General features: G+C 68.9%; 15 protein-coding genes. 7 read left to right on the top strand and 8 right to left on the bottom strand.

Annotated elements, in window-relative coordinates:
* Nucleotides 1-14: 14 nt before the first annotated feature.
* From ATL31_RS02670 to ATL31_RS02655, 5 genes are all read right to left on the bottom strand, one after another.
* Nucleotides 15-1,523: a DUF262 domain-containing protein gene (locus tag ATL31_RS02670; RefSeq protein ID WP_211283954.1), complete on the bottom strand. Its 1,509-nt coding sequence runs from the start codon at nt 1,521-1,523 to the stop codon at nt 15-17.
* Entirely contained in the window at nt 1,454-1,792 is a 339-nt protein-coding gene (locus ATL31_RS16605; protein ID WP_211283953.1) for a DUF262 domain-containing protein, read from the bottom strand. The genes ATL31_RS02670 and ATL31_RS16605 overlap by 70 nt, the downstream gene beginning before the upstream one ends.
* A 197-nt stretch (nt 1,793-1,989) precedes the next feature.
* Complete coding sequence (locus ATL31_RS02665; protein WP_101394413.1) at nt 1,990-2,559, bottom strand: hypothetical protein; 570 nt, start codon at nt 2,557-2,559, stop codon at nt 1,990-1,992.
* 31 nt (nt 2,560-2,590) lie between these two features.
* The gene (locus ATL31_RS02660; protein ID WP_101394412.1) at nt 2,591-2,923 is read right to left on the bottom strand and encodes a hypothetical protein; all 333 of its coding nucleotides are present in this window, start codon (nt 2,921-2,923) and stop codon (nt 2,591-2,593) included.
* Entirely contained in the window at nt 2,920-7,536 is a 4,617-nt protein-coding gene (locus ATL31_RS02655) for a DEAD/DEAH box helicase (protein ID WP_245862616.1), read from the bottom strand. The genes ATL31_RS02660 and ATL31_RS02655 overlap by 4 nt, the downstream gene beginning before the upstream one ends.
* Before the next feature lie 363 nt (nt 7,537-7,899).
* Between ATL31_RS02655 and ATL31_RS02650 the strand changes: the two genes are divergently transcribed.
* From ATL31_RS02650 to ATL31_RS02630, 5 genes are all read left to right on the top strand, one after another.
* Nucleotides 7,900-10,692, top strand: a complete 2,793-nt coding sequence (locus tag ATL31_RS02650) for a hypothetical protein (protein ID WP_245861849.1) — start codon at nt 7,900-7,902, stop codon at nt 10,690-10,692.
* 2 nt (nt 10,693-10,694) lie between these two features.
* On the top strand, nt 10,695-12,200 hold the full coding sequence (locus ATL31_RS16380) for a P-loop NTPase family protein (protein ID WP_158239772.1): 1,506 nt from the start codon (nt 10,695-10,697) through the stop codon (nt 12,198-12,200).
* On the top strand, nt 12,197-12,496 hold the full coding sequence (locus ATL31_RS02640; RefSeq protein WP_101394411.1) for a GIY-YIG nuclease family protein: 300 nt from the start codon (nt 12,197-12,199) through the stop codon (nt 12,494-12,496). Before ATL31_RS16380 ends, ATL31_RS02640 begins: the two co-directional genes overlap by 4 nt.
* Before the next feature lie 383 nt (nt 12,497-12,879).
* Nucleotides 12,880-13,716, top strand: a complete 837-nt coding sequence (locus ATL31_RS02635) for a helix-turn-helix transcriptional regulator (protein WP_101394410.1) — start codon at nt 12,880-12,882, stop codon at nt 13,714-13,716.
* On the top strand, nt 13,709-14,692 hold the full coding sequence (locus ATL31_RS02630) for a WYL domain-containing protein (RefSeq protein WP_101394409.1): 984 nt from the start codon (nt 13,709-13,711) through the stop codon (nt 14,690-14,692). The genes ATL31_RS02635 and ATL31_RS02630 overlap by 8 nt, the downstream gene beginning before the upstream one ends.
* Nucleotides 14,693-14,698: 6 nt before the next feature.
* Here the strand turns inward: ATL31_RS02630 and ATL31_RS02625 are convergent, their stop codons facing one another.
* From ATL31_RS02625 to ATL31_RS02615, 3 genes are all read right to left on the bottom strand, one after another.
* The gene (locus ATL31_RS02625; RefSeq protein WP_101394408.1) at nt 14,699-15,622 is read right to left on the bottom strand and encodes a T3SS (YopN, CesT) and YbjN peptide-binding chaperone 1; all 924 of its coding nucleotides are present in this window, start codon (nt 15,620-15,622) and stop codon (nt 14,699-14,701) included.
* A gap of 99 nt (nt 15,623-15,721) precedes the next feature.
* Complete coding sequence (locus ATL31_RS02620) at nt 15,722-16,489, bottom strand: hypothetical protein (protein ID WP_101394407.1); 768 nt, start codon at nt 16,487-16,489, stop codon at nt 15,722-15,724.
* Between the two features lie 84 nt (nt 16,490-16,573).
* Complete coding sequence (locus ATL31_RS02615; RefSeq protein ID WP_101394406.1) at nt 16,574-17,227, bottom strand: DUF6308 family protein; 654 nt, start codon at nt 17,225-17,227, stop codon at nt 16,574-16,576.
* A gap of 87 nt (nt 17,228-17,314) precedes the next feature.
* Here ATL31_RS02615 and ATL31_RS02610 point away from each other — a divergent pair, with 87 nt between their 5' ends.
* Both ATL31_RS02610 and ATL31_RS02600 read left to right on the top strand, forming a co-directional pair.
* On the top strand, nt 17,315-17,986 hold the full coding sequence (locus ATL31_RS02610) for a DUF6308 family protein (RefSeq protein ID WP_101394405.1): 672 nt from the start codon (nt 17,315-17,317) through the stop codon (nt 17,984-17,986).
* A gap of 532 nt (nt 17,987-18,518) precedes the next feature.
* Nucleotides 18,519-20,162: a nuclease-related domain-containing DEAD/DEAH box helicase gene (locus tag ATL31_RS02600; protein WP_101394403.1), complete on the top strand. Its 1,644-nt coding sequence runs from the start codon at nt 18,519-18,521 to the stop codon at nt 20,160-20,162.
* The last annotated feature ends 10 nt before the right edge of the window (nt 20,163-20,172 follow it).

Genomic DNA, 20,172 nt, shown 5'->3' with positions numbered 1-20,172 from the left:
TCGCCGACGGCCCCCTAGAGCGGAAACAGCGTTGCGGCCTCGTCGACGAGCCTGCCGGTCCTCTCCTCGATCGCTGCGACGGTCCACTCCGCCCGGGTCGCGAGGTCCGCGTTCAGGGACAGCCCGTTGCGGTATCCGATGGCAAGCCCCTGAGAATCGCGACGGTCGCGCTTCTCCTCGAACGTCTTGTTACCCAGGCTGCTGTTGTAGGCGGTGATCGTCAGGTTTCCCAGACGGTGGACGTGTGCTTCCTGTGCAGTTGCGGCTTCTTCGCTGCCGCCCAGCATCTCTCGCCACCCCGAAGGAAGATTGGCCCCCTGCGGCAAGATGTGCTCGATCGTCCACCGGTAGTGGCCTGAGTCGTACGCCCACAGGTCGACGTGTGTCTCCTTGGTCATCTGCCTCTCGGCCAGGCGGGTCAGGATGAACCTGGTCGCGTCGCTGTTCTCGGCGTAGAGGGGGCCACTGAGGCGTGACCGGAAGTCGTTGTCCGACACCGATACCTCTCGCACACGGCGCCGGACCGTCTCGAGCAGGTCGTCACCGCGCACGGTGGAAGCCTCCTCGATGATCGACATGAAGAGGTACGGGAGGGAGTACGTCTGCGGAGTCCCCGTGAGATTGCGGCGGACGAAGAAGTTGGTCATCAGGTCCACGAGCTCGGTGATGTGGCTCTCGGTGAGATCCAGTGCCCCGTGCTTCACCATGGCCCACACCACAAGGACGTAGGACTGTGCCCCCTGCGCATGCATGAGCCGATCCAGCGCCTCGGACAGGTCAGGCCCACCTTCGCCGTCGCCGATCACCCGGGTGATCCGCCCGTACACCCGACTCGCAGCCTCCAGATCGTCGAGCCGGGCCGTCAGATCGTCCGTGAACAGGGCTTCGAAGATGCGGATGAGGTCGGCCCTGGTGGCCACAGGCGCCCGAGGGATGTCAGGCAGCTCGCCCTTGAAGGCGTTGTAGTAGTGGCGAAGGAACCGCTCCTGGTTCACGTAGCTGTCGCCGAGATGGCCGAGGATCCGGTTCCACGATGCGAAGGCCTCGTCGACCGCCATGATCTTCCGGCGCTCCGACTCGGCGAGCAGGTGGTTCTTGATCAGGTCCACCGGGGTGAGGGGCATCCCGCGGTTGTTGAGCGACTCGAAGAGGACAAAAGCATCCGCATGGCTCACCACCTCGATCTTGACGAGAATTGCCGACTGGGCAGCCTTGCGGATGTCGGTGGCGGTCTGGACGACCGACGTCTTCCGCTCCACGGCCAGCTCCGCGATGGCGTCCTTGAAGTAGCGGAAGCACTTGTTCATCCGACGCATCGGGAAGTAGGGGGCTTTACTGCCGGTCACGGGCAGGCCCGCGTCGTCGAGCACCGCCAGGTAGTCGGTCAGGTTGTGGCCCTGTGTCTGAGGGGTCAAGCGGGGTGCCTTGTCGTTGCCCCGGACGAGCTGCCGACTCAGGATCGCCAGGTCAGTACGAGCATCGTCGTCGAGAGCATCGGAATGATCCTGCAATGTCGAGTGCACCGCAGCAGCAGCAAGGTCAGAGTGGTGAGGCGTTGCTGGCCGTCGATCACCTCGAGGACTCCGCCGGCGAGCTGGTCCGTCGTCTGGTCCAGCGTGATGATCGTCCCCAGGAAGTGCGCCCCATCGGCTTCGACCAGATCCTCGAAGAGGTCCTCCCATTGCCCCTTCTGCCACGAGTACTCGCGCTGGTACGTGGGAACGCGATACATGACGTTGCCTTCAGCGCTGAGCAAGGCGTGGACCGGGTACTGGTTCGCTGACTTGATCACCCGGCCAACACTACGGATCAGCCCCCACCGGGCCGAGAATCCCTGCCCCCAGACCCGCCGGCGACCTCAGCGCGGGCGCGGAGACTGCCGATGCCCGGGCCCCTATGTCTCGTCCGGGCCGGTGATCGGTACTCGTTGCCGGAGGTCGTCGCACGGGCCAGTTCTTGGGCCCCCCACGTACTTGGCGTGTCAGGTGTTCACCCGTAGTGGGTCTCGGAGATCACGGTGCTCCGTCGCGGAGCGGAACAGCGAGCCTGAGCCGCTTCGCGCACCATCGCTTCGCTGGTGCTGAAGTGCTGGTACATCGTCGACAGGTGCCGACCGGCGGTGTCGTCGTCGAACGGCACGTCGAGCTGCATCTGGAGCGATCCCCTGATGATGGCGGAGACCTCTGACGACAGGGTGTCGCGGCGCATCGCGCGGATGATGCCCGTGTCCGAGTCCACGAGGAGGGTGCGGAGGTGGATGGGATCCTCGAGCCTTCCCTCGGGGATCCCGCGGAGGTCGGCGTCGCGCAGGCGCCCGATCTGGAACGGCACGTCCGACCAGTCGAGCGAACCGAACCGGTAGGCGAACATCAGCAGGTGCTCCGACACGAGGACCGCCGCGAACTCGGCGTCGTCTCGGTGGGCGTCGACCTCGGACTGACTGGGGGAGGGCCAGAACCGGGCGAGCTCACTGAACTCTGGTGTGAAGCGGACCTGCTCGGTCTGCGGGTAACTGGACCGGCTCGGGTCGTAGCGGTTGCCGACCTGGAGGGTGTGCATCGCACTCCTTCGTATCGTGAGGGGTGTGAATTCAGAGGGGCGGCTCGTCAGCGAGCCGGCGCAGAAGATCGTGAGCCTCAGGGGTCGCCCGCAGCTGCCAGCCGGAGCTCGCCTGCCTGCCGACCTCGTACCCGAAGCCTTCGTCGAGCTCTGCGAGACCGAGTTGCACCAGACGCCGCGCGCCCCGGATGTCGATGAGCGCGCGCTTGCCTCGACCGGGCACGGGTCCGCCGTCGTGGTCGAACACGAGCCGAGCCACGACGACCGCGTCGGCGTAGGTGACGTCATCCCGGAGCAGGTCCAGGGCGCTCGCAGCACGGCACACCGGTGAGCCGCCGAGGACTCGCCGCTCGCCGCTGCTCACTGACTCTTCTCCGGCTGCTGGTTCTCGAGGATGTCGAGCGGGGGCAGGGCGTCGACGATCTGCATCGTCTCGAGACTCACCGTGACGATGCGGGCGAGGAGGTCGATGATGTAGCGCGGGTCGCCGACCTCGCGGGACCAGTCGTTCGGGTCGTTGACGATCCCGGACGCCTTGTCGGTCTTGATCCGGTAGCGGTCGATGATCCACTCGACCGCCGAGCGCGAGCCGAGCATGTACCGGTAGGCGTCCTGCGGGATCCCGCTCAACGTGATCCGGTCGTTGTAGATCAGCGTCGACCTGTCGGCGACGAGCTTCTTCGTCTCTGGGTCGCGCTTCTTCGCGAACGCCATTTTCTCGACTCTGAAGACGTCGTACGCCGTGTCGTCATCCGGGGCGTCCACGTCCGGGCCGTCGAGCGGATAGGGAGTGACCGACTCGTAACCGAGGTGCAGTTCCGACAGCCTCCGGCCGGCGTCGACGAAGGGCGCTGCGCCTTCGACCAGCGGGATGCGCGGCAGCATCTTCTTGAGGTCGGCTGCGTAGGTCTCGCGGTACTCCGGCGAGTGCAGCAGCCCGTACACGTAGAAGAAGATGTCGTCCTTCGTGAACGACTCCCCGTACGCGGCTTGGAACCGCGTCAGCGCCTCATCCGTGATGTTGTCGATCCGCCGATACCCGTCGACTACGGGGCCCTCGTCAGTCTCGAAGAGCGACTCATCCGCCTGAACCTCCTTATAGCGCCAACGAGGCAAGATGTCAGGCGGGTCCATGAAGAAGCCGAGATTGGGGGGGTCAGCAACGGAGAGTGTTGCGAAGGGCGTCCGGTCGTTCGGCCTCAAGACGGAGAGCGCGAGCTGGGTCTCGGGCCGGAACATCGCTGGTGTCTTTCCCTGAGCCTCGAGTAGCGGCCCTGAGAGGAGTCCCCACTGCCGCTGGAAGGGTCGGTACGACGTGAAGCCGAATCGGTTCTCGGCGCGGGTTAAAGGTCGCCCCCTCTCAAAACGGGCCCGTAGGCCCCGGGACCACGAGATGTCGCGTGGTCCAACCACACCAGCGTCTTCTGCACGGCCCAGGGCAGCGTTGTAGTTGTCCACCAAGCGCTCGATATTTGCCTCGACTGCCGTACGTGAGGACCCGACGGCCCATGAGTCCCGGCTCGTCGAAACGCCCAACGAATAGTCAGCGAAAATGCCGCGTCGAAGTTCAAGGAAGGAACCGAAGTCATCTCGGCGCTGGTTGAGCCAATCGCCCTCTTGGTTGCAAGCGAGTGCTTGAGAGTCGAGACGCGACAGCCTTGCAGCCGAGGCGATGCTGACGAGCTTCTCCTCACGGGTGAGGTAGTCCCCGATGTCCGTGTAGCGGATCGCTGCCGGACCCGATTGCGCGGGGTCCTTGACGAGGACCGTGATTGCCACGGTCGCGCGCGAGCCGGCGTCGAAGACCTTGCCGCCCTCCCTGCGTGACTGCTCGCCGGCTGTGCGCTGATTGCCGCGAAGATTGAAGATGTGGATCGCGGAGAACTCATCCACGAGGGTCAATCGCATGCCGTCGAAGGCGTTCGAGTCGAGCCAGCCGCCGTTCGTCACGAAGGCGATGACGCCTCGGTCCTTGATCCGCAGCGAGCCCCATTTGATGGCGCGGATGTACGAATCATACAAGTTCCGAAGCAAAGTGGCTGACGATCGTGCGGCATATGTATTACGTATTTCTGAATCGAGTGTCGGGTACTTCTCATTGGCGTTGTCGTCGTTGGCGCTGTCCTGACCAACTGAATACGGCGGGTTGCCGACGATCACGGTGATGGGGAGCTTGCGCTGGCGGTTGATGCGCTCGTTGTTCTCGGGGAAGACGCCAAGGTCGTCCTCGTCATCCTGCTCGTACGACTGGAAGGTGTCGGTGAGGACGAGACCCGGGAACGGCTCGTACGCGGCTTCTTCGTCGAGCGAACCGCGCACGAGGTCCTGGTAGGTCGTCTCGATGTTGACGGCGGCGATGTAGTAGGCGAGGAGGAGGATCTCGTTGGCGTGCAGCTCGTTGGCGTACTTGCGGGCGAGGTCGTGCGGCTTGATCAGCCCCGACTGGAGCAGCCGCACCATGAAGGTGCCGGTGCCGGTGAAGCCGTCGAGGATGTGCACGCCCTCGTCGGTCAGGCCCTGCCCGAAGTGCTCCCGGAGCACCTCGTCGGCGGAGTTGAGGATGAAGTCGACGATCTCGACGGGGGTGTAGACGATGCCGAGCTTGTCCACGGTCTTCTTGAACGCCGTCGCGAAGAACTTGTCGTAGAGCTCGATGATGATCCGCTGCCGGCCCTCGGCGTTGTCGACGCCCTCGACCCGTCCGCGGACGGAGCTGTAGAAGCGCTCGAGCTCGGCGTTCTCGGTGTCGAGGGAGTGCTCGTCGAGGACGGCGAGCATGCGCTCCATCGTCTGCGCCACGGGGTTGTGCGCGGCGAAGTCGTATCCGGCGAAGAGGGCTTCGAAGATCGGGCGGGTGATGAGGTGCTGGGCCAGCATCTCGATGGCGTCCGCCCCGGTGATGCTGTCGTTGAGGTTGCCACGCAGGCCGCCGAGGAACGCCTCGAACTCCTGGGCCGCGCTCGAGTCTTCGTGGGCGAGCAGACCGGTGATCCGCGCGATGTGCTGCTCGGCGATCTTGGCCATGTCCTTGGCCCAGGTCTCCCAGTAGCGTCGCTCGCCGACCTTCTTGACGATCCGCGCGTAGATGGCGTCGCGCCATTCCTCGATCCCGAAGGGCAGTGTCAGCTGGGTGGAGTCTTCGGACCCCGACGAAGCGCGCCCACCGCCACCGTCGATGATCACGACCTTGCTGTGCTTCTTCTTGTTGAGGTCGAGCTGGTTGACCATCGCGTTGAAGCGGTCGTCGTGGGCGCGCAGGGCCTGTAGCACCTCCCAGACCACCTCGAAGCGCTTGTTGTCGGCCAGAGCCGCCTCGGGCGACATCCCGGCCGGGACGACGACCGGCAGGATGATGTAGCCGAGCTTCTTGCCGGCGGCCTTGCGCATCACCCGGCCGACGGACTGGACGATGTCGACCTGGGAGCCGCGGGGCGTCAGGAACATCACCGCGTCCAGCGACGGGACGTCGACGCCTTCGCTGAGGCAGCGGACGTTCGTCAGCACGCGGCACACGTTGTCGGCCTCGTCCGAACCCGAACGCAGCCAGGCCAGCTCGTTCCCGCGGTCGACCGCGTTCATCGTGCCGTCGACGTGCCGGATGTCGACCTTCATCCGGTTCCGCGTGCGCTCGGCCCCGGTGTCCTCGTCCTCGGCGTAGGTCGAGATGAGGCGGTCGACGATGCTGGGGAACGTCTCGCGCGCGGCCTTGCTCGCGCGGATGTTCGCGGCGAAGGCCACCGCGGTCCTCATCGGGGTGAGGTCGTCACCATCGAGGTCGTCGGTGGTCAGGGTGTCACCGAAGCGCTTGGCCAGGCCGTTCCAGCAGCCGATGAGCTTCGCCGCATCCTCGAGCTTGATCTCACCGGACTGGGCGAGCTCGCCCTGGAACGACTCGGCGACGAAGCCCTCGTCGACCTTGAGGACGAGGACCTTGTAGTCGGTGAGGAGGTCCTTCTCGACGGCCTCACCGAAGCCCAGCCGGTGCAGGACGGGCCCGTAGAGGCTCTCGTCATCCATCGAGACGAGCACGGCATCCGAGGTGGTCGCCTTCTCCTTGACCTTCGGGTCGAACAGCCGGGGAGTGGCCGTCATGTAGAGGCGCTTCGCGGCCTTGATGTAGCTGTTGTCGTGGACGCGCACGAACTGCGACTCGACGGTGTCGGCGAGCGTGACGCCGGTGGTGCGGTGGGCCTCGTCGGCGATGACGAGATCGAACTCGGGCACCCCGTCGCGTTGCGCCTGAGCGACGACGTCGATCGACTGGTAGGTCGAGAAGATCACCGTGAAGCGGTCGTTCTCGTGGGCCTCGCGGACCTTGGCGGCCAGCGCCTGGGTGTCCGTCGTCGCGGGGATGATGAGGTCGTGGACGGCGATGTCCTCGGGGTCATCCTTCGGCCGTGGGCCGCTCTTGCCGACCTTGACGTCGGAGCACACGGCGAAGGCTCGGAAAGGCAGCTCCGACTCCTGCGCCCATTCGCGGAACGTCTGGTTGACGAGCTGGATGCTGGGGACGAGGAAGAGGACCGTCGTGTTCTTCGCCTTGTTGTCGGTGGCGAGCTGCTCGGCGACCTTGAGGCTGGTGAAGGTCTTGCCGGTCCCGCAGGCCATGATCAGCTGACCGCGGTCGTGGGTCGCGAGGCCGGTGATGACCCCGTCCTTGGCCGCGCGCTGGTGCGGCCGGAGCTGCTTCTTACCGTGCAGCGGGAGGTAGGTCTGGGGCGCCTGCCAGTCGATCTGGGACCAGTCGACCTGGCTCTCGAGCAGGTCGTTGATCCCGATGCGGGTGACAGGGACGGTCAGGCCATCGAGCTGGCTCTCGGCGGTGGGGCCCCAGTCCTTCGCCGTCGAGACGATCACCCGTCCCGTGAAGCCCCTCTTGCTGGACGCCGCCAGGAAGGAGTCGATGTCGGCCTTCGAGACGTGGTGCTGCGGGTTGTAGAACTTGCACTGCACCGCGCACCAGCCGCCGGTGTGCAGATCCCTGGCGACGATGTCGATGCCGTGGTCGTGCTGGTTGCCCCGCTCCGGCCAGTCCTGCAGAGGTAGACGTCCTCGAAGCGGTCGGCGAACTCGGGGGCCGTGCGCAGGTAGCTGGCGATGAGGCGCTCGAACGCCGTACCCTTGCCGACCTTGTCATCCCCGTACGCGTTCCAGATCTCGTCGAGCTTCTCGTAGAGATACTCCAGCGCCGACTCGGACACCTGCGACCACAGCCCTTCCACCCCATGACGAACGTGGCGCCCACCCTAACGAGGGCGGCAACGCTTCCTCGGGAGCCCGGCAGAACGAGTCCGTTGGATGTCCCTGATAGACGTTCCTCCACACGTTGCGGCGCCTAGGGTGCTGCCGGTCGAAGCATTGCGGAAGGGGCGGACGTTCATGGGTGGGCTCAGTACGGGGGGCGGGAGCAGTGCCGTCGCGGCCTCGGCACACGCCGGATGCGAGAGGTTCCGGCATACGGACCCTCTCGTGGTCGGCATGTCGCGGCGGGCGCTGGCGGCGAAGCTCGGGCACCCCGACACCTCGGCCGGCATCCCCGAAGCGCGGTGGATGCGCGCCATGACGTTCGAGGCGCTGGTGCGGCACGAGCGCTTCGTGTTTGAGCTGCTCACCACGGCGGTGGGCCGGCTCCGGCTGGCACGGCCGGAGGCGGTGCGCCGGGCGAGCGGGCGGGTCTCGGTGGAGGCCACCGCCACAGCCCTGCAGCAGGCCCACCTCAAGGCAGTGCATGAGGAGGTCGCAACTATGGTCACCAGCCTCGCTGTTCCGTTCGCGGGGATGGAGTCGGTGGCCGGGGCGACGCCGGTCAAACCCGACTTCGCGATCGTCGCCCCCCGGTACGTCCTCGGCGATGACGGCACGGAGGTCGAAGGGCACGGCACGCCCACCGGGTCCTGGCTCATCATGGGCGACGCGAAGGACTACGAACGCGTCCGGTCCCGGATCGACGACCAGCGGATGCTCAAGGGATTCCTCCAGGTGGCTCTCGGTGCCGCCTCGGCCCAGGCCTGGAGCAAAGTTCCGTCAGGGATGGCGGTGCACTCCTGGGGCGCGCTGGCCGTCCCGCGCAATGCCTTCCTGCAGCCGGAGGCCATCGTCGACTGCCTCGACGACCACCGCACTGAGGTCATGGATCGAGTGAGGGAGCGGCAGGAGGTCCTGGATGCGCGAGGGGACCACGTCGTTGCGGAGGCCAAGCTCCCGGGGTGGGTGGCGCACCTCGAGGCGGTGTACGACCCGGCGACCTGCCCGTCGTGCGCCATGTTCGCCCACTGCCGCAGCGAGGTCCGTGCGTCCGAGGACCCGGTCGCGCGGCTCGTCGAGCTGGGCGTGCCGCCGGCGCAGAGGCCTGGGCTCATCGGGCTGGTCGACGGGACCGGCGCCGTCGCTCCGTCCGCACCCGCCAGCTCCGTCGCCTCGCTGACCGCGACCGTCTCCGGGCTCCCGCAGCCCACGAGGCAGCGTCGCACCGACCCCGTGGGGCTCCCGGGCACCGTCAACGTCGTGATCGCCAAGTCCGACGCCGCCGCGTTGGGCATCCACGGGATCTCGCTGCGTGACGGGGAGGGGGGAGGTCGGCCCTGGTCGACCACCGTCTTCGAGGATCCGCAGGCTCCGGCGACGCGCCTGGAGGTCATGTCGCAGATCGGGCATGCCCTGGACGCGGCGTTGGACGCCGTTGCCCCGTCGGGGGAGCCGATCCATCTCGTGATGCCCGACACCGTCACCGCCGACGTCCTGGTGTCGATCGCCGACTCGCTGGCCGGGGTGGAGATCAGTCGGCTGCGATGGGAGCGGGACGTCCAGGAAGGGCGCACGCCCCTGACCTTCGGTGGTGAACCCGCCACGGTGCCGGCCGCCCTGACGTTGCATCAGCGGTTGGCCGTCAGCTTCCTTCTCGAGGCGGACCGGTCGCGGGCGGTCACGCTACGAAGCGCGCTCGTCGACGTGCGTCGCGTCCTCGCAGCCCATGTCGTACCCGGGGGCCCTGGCCCCGACGCGCTCCGGTTGGACTACCTGGTGCGGTGGGCCGAAGCCACGGTGCCCCTCGATCATCGCGTCGTCTCCGACGATGTCGCGGACTCGGAGCACACCCCTGGTGCTCGCTTGTCGAACCGGCGGTCCGACGCGATCCACGCCGTGAGCCGGCGAGGCCAGAAGGAACGCAGCGACGACGACCCGGCTGCCTACCACGCCCTGGTACGGGAGGAGCTGGCCTTCAAGGCGGCGGTGCTGGACCGCGCCGCAGCCATTCTGGAGACGCTCGAAGTCTCGAGGCTCAGGGTCGTCCATCGCGCCCTCGAGGCGGATGCCCAAGCGGTGTGGCTGCGGCGCTGGGAACTTCACGCGTCGGACCTGGTCCGGTTCGGGCGGGTGCCCTGGTGGTGGCGCAACGACCAGGTCGACCAGCTCGACAAGGACTCGGCCCTGGCGACTCAGCTCGCCGCCTTGGGCAACCCCCAGGCCGCTCGGGACATGGCCACGACCGCGGGGACGCGCCAGGTGGCGCTCGCGACCATCACCCAGCAGGTCCCGCTCCGCGTCCGCGTGCACTCGCGGCGCATCAAGGACGGCTCCACGATCCACATGGCCCACGGACCCCTCGGGGCATCCGTCGAACTGGAGACCACGACGCTCAAGGTGCAGAAGGGCAGCTTCAAGTTCGGGCAGCAGTGGGTCGGCACGCTCAGTGCCGATGACCAGACCGAGGTGGACGGCTCGTTGCTCTGGGCCGTCACGCTCCCGTCGCTCTTCCCGGTGGGTTCGGAGATCGTGGTCCTCGACGGTGAGTGGGTCAGCGGTACCTTCAGGTCCGGGCACGAGATCGCTGTGGCGAGACCATCGTTGGACCAGACCAGCTCACCGCGCGAAGCCTGCGCCGATGGTGACTACGCCCTTGACCCCGCGAGTCACCAGTGGTGCTGTCGTCCGCACGAAGAGGCGGAGGCCGAGTTCTCCGACGACCTGGCCGCCCGGCGCGCGAACGGCGAGCTGAATCCTCAGGCCTGGCCGCCGGTCATCGACGAGGACCACTTCGACACCGTGGCCTCGGGTTCCCCGACCGAGACCGATGCCGCAGACGAATCCGTGCCCGCGAGGCCCCCGGGCCTGACGATCGACGACCTGGACTGACCATGACGATCCACTTCACGGCCCCGGTCGCGACGCCGACCTCGGCGGCACACCATGCTGCGGCGGCCATCCGGAACGTCGAGGTCACCTCGAGCGCGGTCGGTGCGCTCCAGTCGGCGCTCGACGGGAGCGAACCCTACGAGCGCCTCCTGCTGAAGGCCGCCGCCGGCGCGGGAAAGTCCTACGCGCTGCGCCGACTCGTGCGGGAAGCCATCTCGCATCCGGGCGTGTCGCGCGTTGGAGTGACAGCATTCGCCAACAAGCAGGTCTTCCCCTTGGCCCTCGAGCTGGCGAAGGAGCTCGGCCGCGACAAGGTCTGTCTGATGGTGGCCCCGGACCGGGTGGCCGACCTTCCGCCGAACGCGCAGCAGGTCTGCGCCATCGCGGTGAAGTACCAGGAGGTTCCCGACGAGGCCCAGGTCGTCGTCGGCACGACGCACAAGCTCGAGGGGTCCGCGCGGTGGATGCTCAATCTCCACGGGCCTGCCGCGAATGGCAGTCGGCTGTTCGACGTGCTGTTCGTCGATGAGGCGTGGCAGCTGCCGCTGCATCGCTATCGGCGGATCGATCGACTTGCACCCGTCGTGGTGGGGGTGGGCGACGTCGGCCAGCTGCCGCCCCTGGACTCGTCGCAGAACCCGTGGCGCGGTGACGGGCGGTACAACCCGTACCGGGCCTGGCCCACTGCGTACGACGAGGACGCGGCCACCTGGGCGGCCGAGATGCCCGCCGTGTGGCGTCCGACGGCGGAGCAGCTGGGCCTGTGGCGGGCCTTCTACGCCGAGTGGGACAGCCTGGACTGTGTCGCGGCCCCCGGAGACAGGGGCCTGGACCTGGAATCCGCTGGCGAATGGGCCCAGGGGATGGACGTGTGGCGCCAGGTGGCGACGGGCGTCCCGACGCTGGTGGAGGTAGCAGGTCTCGCAGACGCCGAGGCCCCGGACGTCGACCTACCCCTCATGAATGTCCTTCGCGATCTCCTCGACGAGCTGCTGACGGCCGGATTCGCCACGCGCCAGGAGCAGTACGACGCGCACGGCGCGCCCGCGGGTGCACCGTTCATCTCCTCACCTGACGCCCCCGGTAGCGACCCGCTGATCGCGGTGCTGGCCACCCGCAACCAGGCCGTTGATGACGCGCAGGACATCGTCGACGAGCTCGTGACGAAGTACGACCTTCCCGAGGGCGTCATCGTCGCGTCCACCGTCGACTCCTGGCAGGGGCAGACGAACGGGATCACGGTCGCGATCCACCCCCTGTCGGGGGCGTCGACGCTTGACGAGTTCAACTCGGCGTTCGGACGGCTTGCGGTGACCTGTACGCGAGCAACCCATGGACTTCTGCTGCTCGCCCGTGAAGGGCTCGACGACCTCCTGTCCGTCGCGCCCGCCCGGCCAGGGACGCCCCTGGGGGAGCCGGGCAGCCGACAGCTTCCACGGCAGACACACCAGCGAATCCTCGCCACCTTCTCGCGAGGAGTGCTTCGTCGCGACGAGGAGAACGCATGACGCAAGAGGCGACACCTCATCAGTACTGCGTCTACGTCATCGACGTCGACGGGGGCAGCGACAACGAGGTCTACGTCGGGCAGAGCTGGCATCCGGCCGAGGTCCGATACGAGCAGCACCTTTCCGGCGAGAGGCAGGCGAAGGTGTTCCGCCGTGAAGGACGGTCGGTCGGTCGCCTTCGGTCGGATCTTCTTCCACCCCTCGAGCCGCTGCTGAACCGCAGAGTGGCTGAGGCGGCCGAAAAGTACGTTGCAGCGCTGCTCGAGAGCCGTGCCTTCGTGGTCCACACCGGCTGAGCGTCGAGAGGCGAGCACCGGGGTGGGCCTGGGTCGTATGCGTCATCGCCTGGGGTCCGGCGCTGGCTGGGACGCACTGTCAGGGGGCCGGCCGAAGTCCGCGGCAGCGGTCACACACTTCCGACGACGCCGGCCAGGCGGCTCACGACCCGAAGCCTTCGTCCGGTATGAAGGTCATCAGCTCGGGAGGAGGACAGCAGATGACGACGCCGACCTGGGGGGACCCTTGGTACGCCGCCGACGATGAGGGGGGCTCGGGAGAGGACGGTGCTCCGTCATCCGAGGCCGCCCTTCTTCTCGAGAGCCTGAGGGAGGCCGGCCGCGACGCGCGATCGCTTCCGGTGACCGGGCGCGCCACGCCCGGGGCACGTCGGGAGCCTCCGGTGGCCCGGCTGCTCCGACTCCTGCGGGCCCTCGCCGCCGGGGACGCCCGCCGGGGCGTCGCCGCCGACCAGCTCATCCGCATCGGCGACTACCGCCTGGAGGACCAGAAGGCGGCGATGTCGAGCCTGCAGCGTGACGTGCGCCGGCTCGGTGACGCAGGCTGGTGGATCGAGAACGTCGCGCCCGCCGGCAGCCCCGCCCGGTACGTCCTGCACCCCAACGACCTGGCCGAGCGGGCGGGCCTCACCCCCGGTGAGCAGTCAGTCCTCGAGGAGGCGCTCGCTGCTCTGCCGGTGCATCCTCCCGAGGCGTCGGAGGTCGCGCCGCCGGTGGCGATCGCCACCGTCCGGAGGGCGGTCGACGCACGGTGCGTGCTCGAGATGACGTACAACGGCACGTTGCGGCGGGTCCACCCGATGCGCCTGCACAACCCACCGGGCCGCTGGCTGCTCCGCGCGCTGGACGAGCACGACGGTGTCGTCAAGTGGTTCCTCATCCACCGCATCGAGAACCCATCGCTCGACGACCCCGGCTCGGCGCGCACCGGGATCGACGACCCCGAGGACTCCCTGAACCCGCACGAGTGGCGCGTCGACCCACCCACGGAGGTCGAGCTGGCGGTCGCCCCGGAGCACCAGCACCTGGTCCGCCACACGCTGAACCTGGCCGTCGGGCACGCGGACGGTGAGGTCGGCGAGCGTGTCGAGGTCACGGTGACCAACCGTCGGGCGTTCATGGACTGGCTCGTCACGATGGGGGAGCGCGTCGTGCTGCTCGGCCCGGAGGACGTGCGACGGGACTTCCTCGACCGGCTGGAGGCGGTGGCCCGTGGTTGAGTCGTTCGTCGCGCAGCTGGCCGGGCTCCCGGCGGTCCTGGAGGCGTTGTCGTACCACCGGGCGGTGCCGCTGGCGGTCCTCGCCACCGAGGTGGGCCTGCCGGAGAGGAAGGTCCGCGAGCTTCTGGTCTCGTACTTCATGACCGACGAGCCGGTCGACCAGCGCGGATGGGTGCCGCCCTTGGAGTTCCTCGACGAGCAGGGTCAGGAGGTCGAGCCGTCGTCGGCCCCGCTGGTGCGGCTGACGAGCGACATCGTCACCAACGACCTCGCCTTCCGCTACAGCCCGGTCGCGACGTGGGCCCGCACCTACCGGATCGCGCGCGACCAGCTGCACCTGGACCCGGAGAACTCACGCCTCGAAGGAGCGCTCGAGAAGCTCGGCCGCTCCATCGATGACGAGATGCGCCCGTCGAGCGCGATCGACCGGCGCCCGGATGGTCCTGCCGCCTGGTACCGGGCGGCGCGCAACCAGCAGCGGGTGTCCATCCGCTACGCCCGGTCCTGGCGGCCCGGGGTGACGGAGCGCGTGGTCGAGCCGTACCGCGTGCTCCGGACCCGACGGGGGTGGGAGGTCGACGCCGGCCCTCCGGACGAGAACGGACGACTCCGGACGTACCTGGTCTCGGGCGTCGTGAAGGCGCGCTTCCTCGACGAGTCGTTCGAGCTGCCCGACGGGCTCGCGGAGATGCTCGCCCGGCAACGGGCGACCACGCCAGTCGAGTTCGTGCTGCCTCCGGAGGAGGTGTGGGTCGTCGAGCGCCTCGCGGAGCGGGTCGAGGAGATCGGGCGCGATGACGACGACGTCAGCATCCGCGCGTACTTCCTCGAGCCGGTGCGCGAGCGGGTGGCCGAGGCACTCGTGACCGCGGGACCACGGGCGATGGTCGTGGACAAGGACCTCATGGATGCCGGTCGAGCTCGGGCCGCGGCGCTGCTCGAGCACCACCGACGCCGCACGTCCGCCGCTCGGTAGCTCCGGTCACCACACGCGGCCGCCCGTTCGTGCGGCGAAGTCCATCGGCTGCTGGGCCGCGGCCTGGGAAAAGCGGGCCAGCCCGTCGACCAGGTGCCCGGGGACGAACGGGCCGGCGTTCACGTCGAGCTCGATCACCAACACGTTGCCGTCACTGATGTACCTCAGCGACACCGCGTCGCGGTTGAGGATCGCCACCTCGCGCGTCGCGGCGCGCCGCGAGCGGATGCCGTGGACGACGACCGCGAACACCCGGATGGTCGGCTCGCCCTTGAGTAGCCGGACCCAGGCGGTGCCCCGCTCCAGGGGGTAGGGCCAGTCCCCGTCCTGGTCGCGCTCGACGGGCTCGCCGGTGACCATCTGGAGGGTCCGCTGCACGAGGTCGGCGAGCTCGTCCTCGCAGGCCACCGGGTGGGCGACCTCGAGGTCGACCGGCTCGGGCGCCCACCGGGCGAGCGCGCTGTCGGGAGCCTCCGCGCCCGACGGAGCCGCAGGCATGCCGGCCAGCAGGAGCGGGTGCAGCACCTCGAAGGCCTCGCGCAGGACCTGCACCACGACGTGCGCGAGGGCCTCGTGGTCCTCGGCGTCGGCGTGGAGGAACCAGTTCGGAGCGTCGTCCTCGGGGTCCGGGCTGGGCGCCTGGAAACCCAGCTCCTCGTACAGCGCGGCACCCCGGGTGCCCGTACGGGTGGCCGGGGCCAGCAGGTCGTCACTGCTGACCTCGCACCGGCGGGCCGTGCCTTCGGCGAAGGACATCAGCTGCACGTAGGGGAGCGCCGCGCCGTCGGGCTCCTCCCCGAGCGTCTGGACGAGGATGCTCCGCCCGTCCTCCAGCGCCGCGATGCGCGTGGAGAGACTCGCCTCGAACTCCGCCCAGGCCTGCTCGATCTCCGCGTCCACGTCCACCCTCGACGACTCGTCCTGCTCCATCCGCGTCCCCTTTCCCTGATGCACACATCGTGGCGAAGGGGTCCAACACGGACCGCCCGGTGGCGTCCCAGGCCCTGGGCACGCCGCGGGCCGAGCGGCTCAACTGCCCGTCGGTGTGAACAGAGGCCCGCTGAGGGGAGCGAGAGTCGTCGCGTCGCGGGTCGACAGGCGCCGAAGCAGGGTCAGGACGTCACGGTGCAAGCCGGCCCGGATCGCCGGGACGACGCGGGGGTGGCTCGCGGCGAGGCTCTGGATGGCAGCGATGACGTCCGGGGAGGTGACACCCAATCGGGCCCACTCGGGGTCTTCGGCGGCCCAGTACCCGTCCTCGTGGCCCGGGGGAGCGGTGACGTCGAGCTCGAAGTCGACCAGACCCCGTAGCGCTCCCGTCGTCCGCTCGTGGGGCTCCGCCAACCCGATGACCTCCCAGCCGTCCCTGGAGTCGACGTCTGTCACGAGCACCGCATCCACGGCATCGACGTCCATGTCGGTCGGCCATGCGGTGAGGACGAGGTCACCGACGATCCAGGAGAGGGAGCCCCATCGCTCGCTCCACCCTGCCGCGAGGCTCGTGACGTCGTCGGGGTCCGTACCGGGCGCGACCACGACACCGGTGTGCATCCGCCGCGCCGGGGTCTCGACCCCGACGACCCGGAGGCGGCCGTGTCCGTCCAGTCGGCACGTCACGACATCGTCCAGCGTGAGGGGGACGTCGAGGGCCGGGTGGACGAGGCGGTACGTCCCGCCGCCCTCCCCAGCCTTCTCCGGGGTCGCCCAGACCGGCTCGTCGGAGCTGGGGAAGCCGTCGCTGGATCGCGGCGTGATCAGGACCTGCACGAGGTCCTGGTCGTTCGACTGGTGGAACATGACTGCGTCCTCTCGTTGTCGGAGGACTGACAGTGGCAGTGAAATGCCTGTCACTCAACGCTTTCGATCACACCGGGTGAAACGTCAGGAAGCAGGGATGTAGCCCTTGCCCTCCATCCACGCCAGGATGTCGACGACGCGGATCGCCGAGATGCTGTCCCCGACGCCGGCGCGGACGCGAAGCGCCACCAGCTGTTCGTGGAGCGCGCGCCCGTCCGCCCTGAGGGCTTGCCGCAGCGGCTCCCACAGCACCCCTGAACCGGACAGCACGTGCTGGTCGATGACGGAGTCGTAGATGGGCAGCAGCCGTGGACGCTTGCGGGCCATGAGCTTGGACGCGGTGGTGGGTCCGATGCCGTCGATCGTGCGGAGAGCGTCGTTGAGCTGCCACTCGGGGCTGGATGGGGTCAGCGGCTCCTCGACGTCGACGAGGTCCCGCTCGACCACCTCGGCCAGGAGCCGGCTCAGCGCACCCCGTTGCTCTACGAGGAGCTGCTGGGCAGCACGCGGGGGGATCTCCACGGAAAGGAACGTGACGGCCACCAGGTCATCCGCGGTGAAGCGATCGGCGTCCTCCGCGCGTCGGCCATCCGGGTCCCACCCGTCGAAGAACGCGCCCGTGAAACCGGACGGCGTCCCGGCCGTCGACACGTCCACGTAGCGGCGGAGATGGCGAGCGGCCTCGTCCTCGCGGCCGGGCGCCAGGACGGCCGGACGCCGGAAAGTGGTGGGTGTCATCGCATCCTCCTCGGGTCCAGGTATTCGTGGTCATCGCCGGGCAGGTGCGCGGAAAGGAATGTCGGACCCGGGCACCAAGGTAGCCGGATGGACGTCGTCGTCGAAGCCGCACGTGCGCTGCAACGGGTCCCCTGCGAGTTCCGGCTGGACGGACCCGGTGACCACCTCTGGCTGGCCACGGACCCTGTCAGTCCCGCTGACATCACCGCCGCCGATCTCCTGGTCATCGTGACTGCCGGACACCGGCTGACCGCTCGGCAGGTGCAGGCGGTCCTCGAGCCGGGGACCGACCGGCGTCTCGTCCTCGCCGCGTTGCGCGTCCCGCTCCTCGACGTCGATCAGGACCTCGTGGTGGCCGGCTCCGACACCATCGCGGCGATGGAGACGTTCCACCACGCGGTCAGGGTGCTTCTCGGGACGACGGGCGGTGAGGTCGATGTGGCGGTGACGTCCGAGGTCAGCTCGGCCCTGGGTGCGAGGAAGCGCCCGGACCTGTTCGTGCGGTGTGGCCCAGGGCTGCTGCGAGCTCTCGGTCTCCCGTGCCGACGGGGAGCGCCGGTGGCCGTGTGGAAGGCGGTCCAGTCGTGCCTTCGCGACGACGGAGTGCGCAGTCAACTCGACCGACTCGCGGACCGACTGGCAGCGGCCGGCGACCCTGGGTGGACCACGCGCCGACTCGCCCTGCTGGATCGTGTTCTGGAGGAGTACGGCGCGCGGCGAGGGAGTGTTGGCCTGCCGCGCTACGGTCCGCAGTCATGACGAACGAACGTGACTACGAGCCTCCCCGTTCGGGTACCTGGCGATGGTCGAGCCGGCCGCGGTTCGGCGCGCGGAGGTCCGGATCCGCGCGGTCCTGGGCGTCAGAACCTACGGCGCGGCCCGAGGGCGCGACGCCCTCGGTGTCGATGACGACGAGGCGTACGACGTCCGGGAGACCAGCGCGGTGCAGGACGGCGACCGGCCGCCCCACGCCGACATACTCTGCGCTGGAGACCCCGCGCGGTCGAGGAACGACGTGGGGAGCTGGGGTCCTGGCTGATCGGCAACTGGAGGGCGACGCTGCTCGAGCGTGCCCCGGCGGTGGGGAGGGGCTCGTGGTTCGGTTGCAGCAGGGGGAGCCGGTCGGCCTGGCGGGGCAGGGGACGGCATCCGGTGGGCCTTCGGTGCTGGACAGGCCGGCCCGGTGGCGCAGCGGCGAGCGCGGGCACGAGCGGGCTCGCATCCAGCGGTCCGTCCCTGACCTCTTCGTGGTGAACGTTCCGTGAGCCCGCGACTGGTACCGCCGGAACCGATGTTCTCCACCGAGTCCGAACGTGAGGTGTGGACCCGCCTGGTGGAGCAGGCCGAGGACGACTGGACGATCGTGGCCAACCTGCGCCTGACCGACGAGAAGAAGGACCACGAGGCCGACCTCATCGTCCTGATGCCCGACGTCGGGGTGCTGGTGGTCGAGGTCAAGGGCGGCAGCGTCAGCGTGGGGGACGACGGGCGGTGGTGGCAGCAGTCGGGGTCGAGCCGGCCGCGTGAGATCCATCCGGTCGACCAGTCCCGTGACACGAAGTACGCCGTGCGCGCCTACGTCGAGCGCGACCCGCGATGGAGGAACAGCAGCCGCACACGGGTCCGTCACGGGCACGCGGTCGTGGTGCCGTACACCGACCTGCACGAGGACTTCGCGACGCCCGACTGTCCGCGGTGGATGATCCACGGGCGCGGGGACCAGGCGGACCTCGCCGGGCGCCTGTGGGACATCGCGGCGCGTCAGGAGACGGGCCACCGTGTGCCGTCGGCGGAGGACTGCGACCTCATCGTCGAGGTCCTGCTCGGCCGCAACCTGCCCCAGCGCAGCGTGCTGGCCGAGGCCGACGAGCGCGAGGGCCGTGCCGACCGCCTCACCGTCGAGCAGGCGAGCATCCTCGGGGTGACCCGGCTGCTGCCGCGCCTCGAGATCCGCGGCGGGGCCGGGAGCGGCAAGACGGTGCTGGCCACGACGCAGGCCAAGGAGCTGACGCGGGGGAGCGGCGGCCGGTCCTCGCAGCGGGTGGCCCTGCTCTGCTACTCGATCGGCCTGGCGAGCTACTTCCGCCGTGCGATGGCCGGGGTCGACCGCAGGCATCGGCCCGCGTTCTGCGGCACCTTCGAGGACCTGGCCCGCTACCTCGGGGTCGAGGTGTTCGGCGGCCGCGACGACCCGGGCTTCTGGGAGGAGCGGCTCCCGGCCCTGATGGTCGAGCTGGCCACCGGGCTGCCGGACGGGAAGAAGTTCGACGCGGTCGTCGTCGACGAGGCCCAGGACTTCGCCGACCTGTGGTGGACGCCGATCATGCGGTGCCTCCGTGACGAGGAGGCCGGCGGTCTCTACGTCTACAGCGACGAGAACCAGCGGGTCTTCCAGCGGTTCGGGCGGCCCCCCGTGCCGCTGGTCCCGCTGGTGCTCGACCACAACCTGCGCAACACCCGCCAGATCGTCGACGCGTTCGCGCCGCTGGCGCCGATGCGGATGCGGGCCAAGGGCGGCGAGGGCCCCGAGGTCACGTACATCCCGAGCGCCCTCGAGGACGCTCTAGAGGCAGCCGACGACGCCGTGGACGCACTGCTCGACGACTGGCGGCCCGAGGACGTCGCGCTCCTCACGACCGGCGCCCGCCATGACGAGCAGTCCTCGCGGCAGGAGCAGCTCGGCCAGGACGGCTACTGGGACACGTTCTGGGACGCCGACCAGGTCTTCTACGGTCACGTCCTCGGGTTCAAGGGGCTCGAACGGCGGGTCGTCGTGCTCTGCGCGAACGAGACCGGCGTCAAGGACCGCTCGCGGGAGCGGCTCTACGTGGGGCTGTCACGCGCCACCGACAAGCTCGTGGTGGTCGGGCCGCCGGAGCTCATTCGGGAGATCGGCGGCCCCGAGGTGGCCAAGCGGCTGGGCATCTGTCACTGACCCGGAGGCG

It is taken from the genome of Phycicoccus duodecadis (genome assembly GCF_002846495.1).
Classification (GTDB): Bacteria; Actinomycetota; Actinomycetes; order Actinomycetales; family Dermatophilaceae; genus Phycicoccus; species Phycicoccus duodecadis.
Note: the sequence above shows the minus strand (reverse complement) of the source record. Positions and strands in the feature narration are given on the sequence as shown.